9 protein-coding genes are annotated in these 8,336 nt (G+C 38.1%); 1 reads left to right on the forward strand and 8 read right to left on the reverse strand.

Annotation, left to right across the window (positions count from 1 at the left end; all coding sequences use genetic code 11):
- Position 1: 1 nt before the first annotated feature.
- The 7 genes from H4J56_RS18135 to H4J56_RS18160 form a co-directional block, all read right to left on the reverse strand.
- Complete coding sequence (locus H4J56_RS18135) at positions 2–940, reverse strand: cyclase family protein (RefSeq protein ID WP_182259714.1); 939 nt, start codon at positions 938–940, stop codon at positions 2–4.
- Positions 937–1,944 (reverse strand): amidohydrolase family protein, encoded by a 1,008-nt coding sequence (locus H4J56_RS18140; RefSeq protein WP_070373934.1) that lies wholly within the window; start codon positions 1,942–1,944, stop codon positions 937–939. Before H4J56_RS18140 ends, H4J56_RS18135 begins: the two co-directional genes overlap by 4 nt.
- A 3-nt stretch (positions 1,945–1,947) precedes the next feature.
- On the reverse strand, positions 1,948–2,505 hold the full coding sequence (locus H4J56_RS18145) for a 3-hydroxyanthranilate 3,4-dioxygenase (protein WP_220465348.1): 558 nt from the start codon (positions 2,503–2,505) through the stop codon (positions 1,948–1,950).
- Between the two features lie 2 nt (positions 2,506–2,507).
- On the reverse strand, positions 2,508–2,990 hold the full coding sequence (locus H4J56_RS18150; protein WP_182216170.1) for a RidA family protein: 483 nt from the start codon (positions 2,988–2,990) through the stop codon (positions 2,508–2,510).
- Positions 2,991–3,454: 464 nt separating this feature from the next.
- A complete protein-coding gene (locus H4J56_RS20035) occupies positions 3,455–3,547 on the reverse strand; it encodes a hypothetical protein (protein WP_404842648.1) in 93 nt (30 codons plus the stop codon).
- Between the two features lie 11 nt (positions 3,548–3,558).
- Complete coding sequence (locus H4J56_RS18155; protein ID WP_182222767.1) at positions 3,559–5,016, reverse strand: aldehyde dehydrogenase; 1,458 nt, start codon at positions 5,014–5,016, stop codon at positions 3,559–3,561.
- A 36-nt stretch (positions 5,017–5,052) separates the two neighbouring features.
- Positions 5,053–5,841, reverse strand: coding sequence for an SDR family oxidoreductase (locus H4J56_RS18160; RefSeq protein ID WP_182222766.1), 789 nt, complete (start codon positions 5,839–5,841; stop codon positions 5,053–5,055).
- Positions 5,842–6,102: 261 nt separating this feature from the next.
- Between H4J56_RS18160 and H4J56_RS18165 the strand changes: the two genes are divergently transcribed.
- A complete protein-coding gene (locus H4J56_RS18165) occupies positions 6,103–6,885 on the forward strand; it encodes an alpha/beta fold hydrolase (protein WP_182222765.1) in 783 nt (260 codons plus the stop codon).
- Between the two features lie 52 nt (positions 6,886–6,937).
- Here the strand turns inward: H4J56_RS18165 and cysK are convergent, their stop codons facing one another.
- Positions 6,938–7,906 carry a cysteine synthase A gene (gene cysK, locus H4J56_RS18170; protein ID WP_182172979.1) on the reverse strand — a complete coding sequence of 323 codons (969 nt, stop codon included), beginning with the start codon at positions 7,904–7,906 and terminating at the stop codon, positions 6,938–6,940.
- Positions 7,907–8,336: the final 430 nt, after the last annotated feature.

Below are 8,336 nucleotides of genomic sequence, written 5' to 3' on the forward strand. Positions count from 1 at the left end.
GTTATTTACTCATTTCTTTAGCATTAAATTCTTTTGTTGAAAATAGGACTGGGCGACTTGGTGCTGCATCATTATGAAAAGCAGGTGTTTGAATATTGATAAAATAAAAGTCATCAGGGATCTCATTATCAATAAACGCTATTTCGGTAATCGTCTTATTCACTAAGCTATTTTCGTTTACTTGCTGACTACCTTCATTAACTTGCCAAAATAAATGGTGACAAGTCATTAATCCCTCATCATGTAAGCGGTCAATTGATGGCAGATCTACTATTAGGTGTTCAACACCGCGTTCATTCAAATATAAAATGGCTTCACGGCTGAAAAAAGCAGGTTGATTCTCACTGTTATAAGCTTGATTTTTTTTGCTACTGTTATTTGGCAAACTTCGAATAACCAACGCTTGTAATTGCTCATTGTGATAATCAACAAGTGCTTTCTTAAGTGCAGATTTACTGATGATGACATCATGTATAGAAAAGTCAGGGCTGTAATTCTCCTTACTTTCTATAGCTAATTCAGGTGTTAATGATATTACAGCGCAGGGCATTAACGCGGGTAAGTTAAGCTCTGCTAATGTCTTTGCCTGCGTTTCATTGTTGATACCATTATTGACAGCATGACTGTTCATTGAAAAATCACAAATATGTGCGATAGATTCTGTGTGAGTACCGTTACAATGCGGATTAATCGTCAATTCATTTACATTGCAACTGCCACCTTGTTTCGTATCACCAACAAAATCCCCCGCTTGCATTGGACTGGCTAGAGCCGCATTTGCAGAAAAGTGATTAGGCTGTTGCGTTGGTTGATTAAAGTTAACAGGAATAGCCAATGACCATGAGTTTGCTATATTGACTTGATAACTAGCATTTTGAAGTTCTATGGTTATTTTTATCGTGCTATTTTTAACGTTAACTTTCGTGTTCGCGATACTCATAAAAATTGCTCTTTTGATAATCCTAACCATTTAAGCGCTGAACCATGCAGTAACTTTTCTTTAATATCATCAGAAAACTGACTATTCTCGATAAGCTTTCCAGGTTCTAATTCACCCAATGGAAATGGGTAATCAGTACCCAAGGCAATATTGTCTGGCCCCATCAAATCGACTAAATATTTCAGTGCTAATTCATCATGTACTAATGAATCTAGATAAATTTGAGGAAGAAAATCTCGTGGGTTAATTGGGCAGTCAACCGCACATAAATCAGGACGAACATTAAACCCGTGTTCAATACGACCAATAGTTGATGGAAATGAACCACCACCATGAGCAAAGGCTATTTTTAGTTTAGGTAAACGTTGTAGTACGCCGCCAAAGATCATCGAGCATATCGCTAAGCTTGACTCTGCAGGCATACCAACGAGCCATGGCAACCAATACTTAGGCATTTTTTCTTTCGCCATCATGTCCCATGGGTGAACAAAAACTGCTGCACCTAAGTCTTGTGCGGCTTCAAAAATAGGGAATAACTCTTTTTGGTCTAAATTCCATTCATTAATATGAGAACCAATTTGAATGCCCGACAAACCAATTTTCATGCAACGTTCAAGTTCTTTTATTGCAAGGTCTGGCGATTGCATAGGTAAAGTACCTAACCCTACAAAACGCTTAGGGTGGTCGTTAACAATGCCGGCAATGTGATCATTCAAATACATCGATAAATCTAGAGTATCTTTCGGTTTTGCCCAGTAGTTAAACATCACAGGAACCGTTGAAAGTACTTGTACGTCTACATGGTGCTTTTTACAGTCGTCAAGTCGAACTTTAGGGTCCCAACAATTATGGTCTATTTCACGAAAAAACTTTTCATCAACCATCATTCGGGCACAGCCACATTTATGATGATCTAAACTGACAAACCCCCCGTAACCGTATTTTTCACGTAAATTAGGCCAGGTCTTCGGTAATATATGCGTGTGAATATCTATCTTTAACATAACTTATCCCTTCGTCACTGTTGTGCCACATTGCTGACAAGTGCAATTGTCAGGTGTGTCATAAAAACGGGTGAATACTTTAGGTAAGTCTGTTTCTATATTGTCGAGATAAAAAGCTTCTGTGTAGAGTTGTTTTTTGCAGTCAGGACAAAACCAATAAAGTGCATCTTTTTGATTATTTGCTCGCTTTTGTTCAACCACTAAACCTACGCTATTTTCAAAGCGCTGTGGGGAATGCAACATTTTTGGTGGAAGTAAGAATATCTCGCCAGCTTTAATTTTTATATCCTGAAAATTTTTAGGATCATGATGATCATTCTTTTCAACCGAACCATCAATCACTGAAAGCACCATTTCGCCTTCAATTTGATAAAATAATTCAGGGGTTGCGTTATAGTGATAATCGTTACGATTATTTGGGCCGCCGACAATCATTACAATAAAATTGTCTTGTTCAAAAATTTGTTTATTACAAACGGGAGGTTTAAGTAAATGGCGATGTTCATCAATCCAAGCATGTAAATTAAAAGGCATAGCGATGCTGTTTTTTAACGTTGACATGACTATTCCCCCGTCGTTTTAGTATGAGGCTTTTTATGTTGATTCAACGCAGCGATACATTTAAGTTCAATGGCAATGGGCGTTGGTAATTTGTTAATTTCAACCGTGGTTCGACAAGGTTGGTTATCGGCAAAGTATTCTGCGTAAATACGATTGTAGGTGGTGAAGTCGTCATCCATATTGGTTAAAAATACGGTGACATCAACCAAGTCCATCCAGTTTGCATTTGACGCTTCAAGAATTAAGCGAATATTGGTGAATACACTATGACATTGCGCTTCAATATCGTAACTTTTAATTTTACCTTGCTCGTCAAGTACAACCCCAGGGATATCTTTGCAACCCGCTTTTCTTGGGCCAACACCAGAAAGAAATAATAAGTCGCCTACTTGTCGGGCGTGAGGGTATAAACCTACCGGTTTTGGTGCTTGTTCCGCGTTAATTATTTTCGGGTTCAAAGACGTTTTAATTTTAACATCGCTCATAAGGGATCCTGATGTAATTAATATATTTTTATGGTTATAAGTGTAGACAAAAATCAATCAAAGACCTTTGTTCTTTATTTATTTTAATTGTGTGTAGACTTGAGTACGACTGAGTAGGGAATTTCGAAATCACCGAAAAACACCCTAAGGCATACCAGAGGAAATAGGTTAAATAAGCGTCCATTTGCAGCCTAATACGCTGGCAAATATTGCTCCTGAAGATTTAAATTTATGACAAATTTGGTTCATTATTTAGTTTGAGCCTATGAGTATTTTATGCATACATTTTTGGGTTCAGTAAAAAATCGCATGGCTTCTAAACCACCTTATCGACCAACACTTGAATGATTCATACCTCCAAAAATTGATCCACACAATTCCGGTATTTATTTAGTTTGAGCCTATGAGTATTTTATGCATACATTTTTGGGTTCAGTAAAAAATCACATGGCTTCTAAACCACCTTATCGACCAACACTTGAATGATTCACACCACCAAAAGGCGTTCGTAAATCACGCAGTAACCAACAATTGATCCACACAATTCCGGTATTTATTTAGTTTGAGCCTATGAGTATTTTATGCATACATTTTTGGGTTCAGTAAAAAATCGCATGGCTTCTAAACCACCTTCTCGACCAACACCTGAATGATTCATACCACCAAAAGGCGTTCGTAAATCACGCAGTAACCAACAATTGATCCACACAATTCCGGTATTTATTTGTTCAGCGAGTTGATGCGCTCTATTAATATTTTGCGTCCAAATAGTCGCCGCTAAGCCATATTGGCTTTCGTTGGCAAGTGCCAGCGCTTGTTCGTCAGTATCAAACAGTTGTAAGGTAATAACAGGGCCAAAGATCTCTTGCTGGTTGCAACTTGCATCATTACTTAAGCCTTCAATGATAGTCGGTTGTAAAAAATAACCTTGTTTACAGCGACCAGGTAATAGCACTTGTTCACCGCCCGCTAAAATAGTACCCCCTTCTTTTTTAGCTAAATCAATATAGCCAAGTACCTTTTCTAAGTGAGCTTTGGAGACAATCGCGCCCATTTTTGTTTCATTAAGTAAAGGGTCTTGTGGCACAAGCGCTTGTGCTTTTGCAACTAATGCTTTTTTGAATTTTTCATATATGCCCCGTTGAATATATAAACGTGAAGCACATAAGCAAATTTGACCTTGATTCGCAAAGCTGGCGCGAAAGACTTCTTCAACAGTACTTTCAAAATGACAGTCATCAAAAATTAATGCTGGGTTTTTCCCACCTAATTCTAATGATAGTTTTTTAAATTGTGGTGCAAGCTGAGTTGCTATTGCTGCACCCGTTGCTGAGCCACCAGTGAATGAGATCGCTTTAATTTTAGGGTGGTTACATATTGCAGCGCCAACGCTTGCACCTGTTCCGTGTAATATATTTAAAACACCTTTAGGCAAACCGACTTTCAGACAAATAGCGCCGAGCATTGCCGCCGTTTTTGGGGTTATTTCAGAGGGTTTAGCAATCACGCAATTACCTGCAGCGAGTGCTGGTGCTATTTTCCAAGTAAATAAATACAGCGGTAAATTCCAAGGGGAAATACAGCCGACAATACCAACAGGTTGGCGCAAAGTGTAATTGATTGCCGTATGAGCAATCGCATGAGATTCACTAGCGAATTGCGAACAGGCATGAGCAAAGAATTTAAAGTTACTTGCCGCACGTGGAATATCTACCATTCTCGCTAAAGAAACCGGTTTACCATTGTCTGTGGCTTCGGCAAGTGCTAAGGATTCAAGTTGGTTTTCAATTTCTTGTGCTATGGCAATTAAATAGTCGGCACGTTGTTCTAAAGCTAAAGCCTGCCATGCGGGCAGGGCAAGCTCTGCTGCTGCAACAGCCTGTTCAACATCAGCGATATCACTATTGGGGATTTGGCCATAAACTAGCCCCGTGGCCGGCTCAATATTATCTAAATAATTATTATTGACGGGCGCTTGATATTGGCCATCAATAAAGTTTTCAATAATATTATTTTCATTGAGCATTATTATTCCTCTAGCTATTGTTTATTAAAGTAAACCTTATAAGCACGAGGTTCTGCCACCATCGACGGGTAAATTAATACCTGTGATATAGCCAGCAGCAGGCGATGCTAAAAAAGCGGCCGCAGCTGCAAATTCTTCGGGTTTAGCAAAACGGCGCATAGGAATAATTGCTTTTTCGTTAAGCGTAGCCTGTTCAATTGAAATGTTTTGTTTTTTGGCTTTCCCTGAAATAATAGCATCCAAACGAGCGGTTGCAGTAGCCCCGGGTAAGACATTATTGACAGTAATACCAAATTCACCCAATTCATTTGCTAAGGTTTTCGCCCAGCTCGCCACCGCACCACGTATGGTATTAGAAACACCTAGGCCATTGAGCGGCTGCTTAACAGACGTAGAAATAACATTGATAATACGGCCATATTGCTTTTCTTTCATACCAGGGATAAGCGCTTGAACCAAGTGATGGTTGGACACTAAGTGTAAATTGAAGGCGTTGATAAATTCATCGACACCAGCCTCATTGGCCGGTCCAGGTGCGGGTCCACCGGTATTATTGATTAAAATATCATAACCACCCGATGCGTTAATATGCGCATTGATCACGGTTTTTACTTGTTCTGTATTCGAAAAGTCAGCGACTAATACTTGATGTTTTTGACCTTGATATTTATCAAGATCAGCTTTGACTAATTCAAGGGCTGCTTGATTACGTGAGAATAGTGTGACGTTAGCGCCTAATTGAGCAAGTTCAATTGCACAGGCTTTACCGATCCCTTGACTTGAACCACAGACCAATGCGCTTTTACCTTGAAGATTTATATCCATGAATACTCTTTATTATTGTATTTTTTCAGACGACTTTTTCAAAACGACGTTAAGTTAATTTCGTTGAAAGTTTGAGTTAACCAATTTTTATCACATTAAATAATTTAATGTCAGCAAAAGTGTGAAGTTTTATTTATTTACTTTGTAAACTTTTATAGCCGTATCTTTTTTAATTGCGCGACAATAGATTGAGTGTTATTTCACTTTGACATTTGTTAGATTAAGCTGATAATGGTGTTTTATCGCTAATCAATAGCTGCAATGACCATAAATAATCTACTAAAAGGTGCCTATATTTCAGGGCAGGGAACACCGGTTGTACTTCTTCATAGTTCGCTAAGTTCAGCCAGGCAATGGCAGCCTTTAGTCAAACTGCTTGAACCTCACTACTTAGTCATCAATATTGATTTGCTCAGTTATGGTAATGCAGAAAAAGTCGCTGATGAGTTAAATTATAATTTTGATGTTGAAATTAACCGTATTAAAAAAATTATTACTCATGTTGCTCAACATCAGTCTTTTCACTTGGTTGGGCATTCTTGTGGCGGCGCGATTGCCTTAAAGCTAGCCATTGAGAATCCAGAAAAAATATTAAGTCTTTCTTTATATGAGCCGGTTGCGTTTCATTTACTTGAACAAAGTAGTGACGCTCGAATGTTAGCGGATAACTTTGCTAATAAAGTTAATATCGATGATAGGTATCAGGCGGCAGAGATATTCACTGATTTTTGGAACAAAACAGGTTTTTTCAAAGCATTACCACAAAAAGTTCAGGATATAATGGCAAGAGATATGCCTAAGGTGAGTTTAGACTTTAAAGGTTTAATATCAGAGAAATATACTTTAACCGATCTAAGTGGTCTTACTTGTAAAGTGTTAATGATGACAGGGGAACACAGCCCTGAACTGAGTCAATCATTAGCCAATCAAATTAAAGCCAATTTACCCAATGTTGAACATCAACGTTTTCCAACCGGACATATGGGACCGGTAAGCCATAGTGGCTTAATTCATCCGGCGATTGCTCGCTTTATTGCTGATTGATAAAACAAAAAAAAGACGCCTCAGCGTCTTTTTTATTTTGATGATGTCAATACTATTGTACAAGCTCTTTATCAGTGAACTCATCACTAAATAATGGACTTGATAAGTAACGTTCAGCGGAACTTGCTAAAATAACAACGATATTTTTATCTTTGTTTTCAGGTTTCTCAGCTAAACGTTTAGCGGCAACAACCGCGGCACCTGAAGAAATACCTGCAAGAATACCTTCTTCTTTCATTAGGCGGTGACACATTGCCATGGCTTCATCGTTGGTCACTTTTTCAACAGCATCGATCATGCTTAAGTCTAAGTTACCAGGAATAAAACCAGCACCAATACCTTGAATTTTATGTGGGCCAGGTGTTAATGCTTCACCCGCCATTTTTTGGCTAATAACCGGTGAGTCAGTAGGCTCAACAGCTACAGACATAATGTTTTTGCCGGCAATATTTTTGATATAACGACTAACACCGGTAATGGTACCGCCTGTTCCAACACCGGCAACAAAAATATCAATCTTACCATCGGTATCTGCCCAGATCTCTGGACCGGTCGTTTTTTCATGGATCTCAGGGTTGGCAGGGTTGTCGAATTGCCCCAATAAAACATACTTGTCTGGATCTGAATTTTTAATTTCTTGCGCTTTAGCTATAGCACCGTTCATACCTTTGGCGCCATCGGTCAATTCAAGTTTAGCCCCTAAAGCCGCTAATAACTTTCTGCGTTCTAAACTCATGGTATGTGGCATAGTTAACGTAATACCATAACCTCGAGCTGCAGCAACAAAGGCAAGGGCTATGCCGGTATTACCACTTGTTGGCTCAACGATTACTTTACCAGGTGTTAATAAGCCTTTCTTCTCTGCATCCCAGATCATGTTTGCACCAATACGACACTTAATACTCGCACTTGGATTTCTTGATTCTATTTTTGCAAAAACATTACCGGTAGTTACACGGTTAAGTTTTACTAAAGGCGTTTTACCTATAGTGGTTGAGTTATCTTCAAATATTGTCGTCATGGTAGCTCCTTAATAAAGCTTTATTTACTTTAATAGCACAAGGTTAGCGCTTTATAGAAATAAAAGAAGTGATATTTTGTTAACTTATATACAAAAAAAGAATATAGAAATGCTTTTTTAGTTAAGTTAGTGTGTTATTAGCCTGTAATTATCGTTCTTTTTGATAATCACCTATTTTATTCTTTAATTATAATTGCTGTTAAACCCCAATGATAGCTTGGCGAATAACAAACAAGCTTTTTAAAAGTGGTTTTAATATTATGGTGGCGCTTCTTTATGCTAATAAGTAAAAAGTGTTCAGCGCTTGAATTAATTTACCTCTTTTTTTAATGGTATTATTTTAAAATTTGTTGATTTCTTCTGAAAGTGTCCTTGCTTTTACTATCAATAAACTATCAATAAACTATCAATAAACTATCAATAAACTATC

It is taken from the genome of Colwellia sp. BRX8-4 (genome assembly GCF_014077345.1).
Classification (GTDB): domain Bacteria; phylum Pseudomonadota; class Gammaproteobacteria; order Enterobacterales; family Alteromonadaceae; genus Colwellia_A.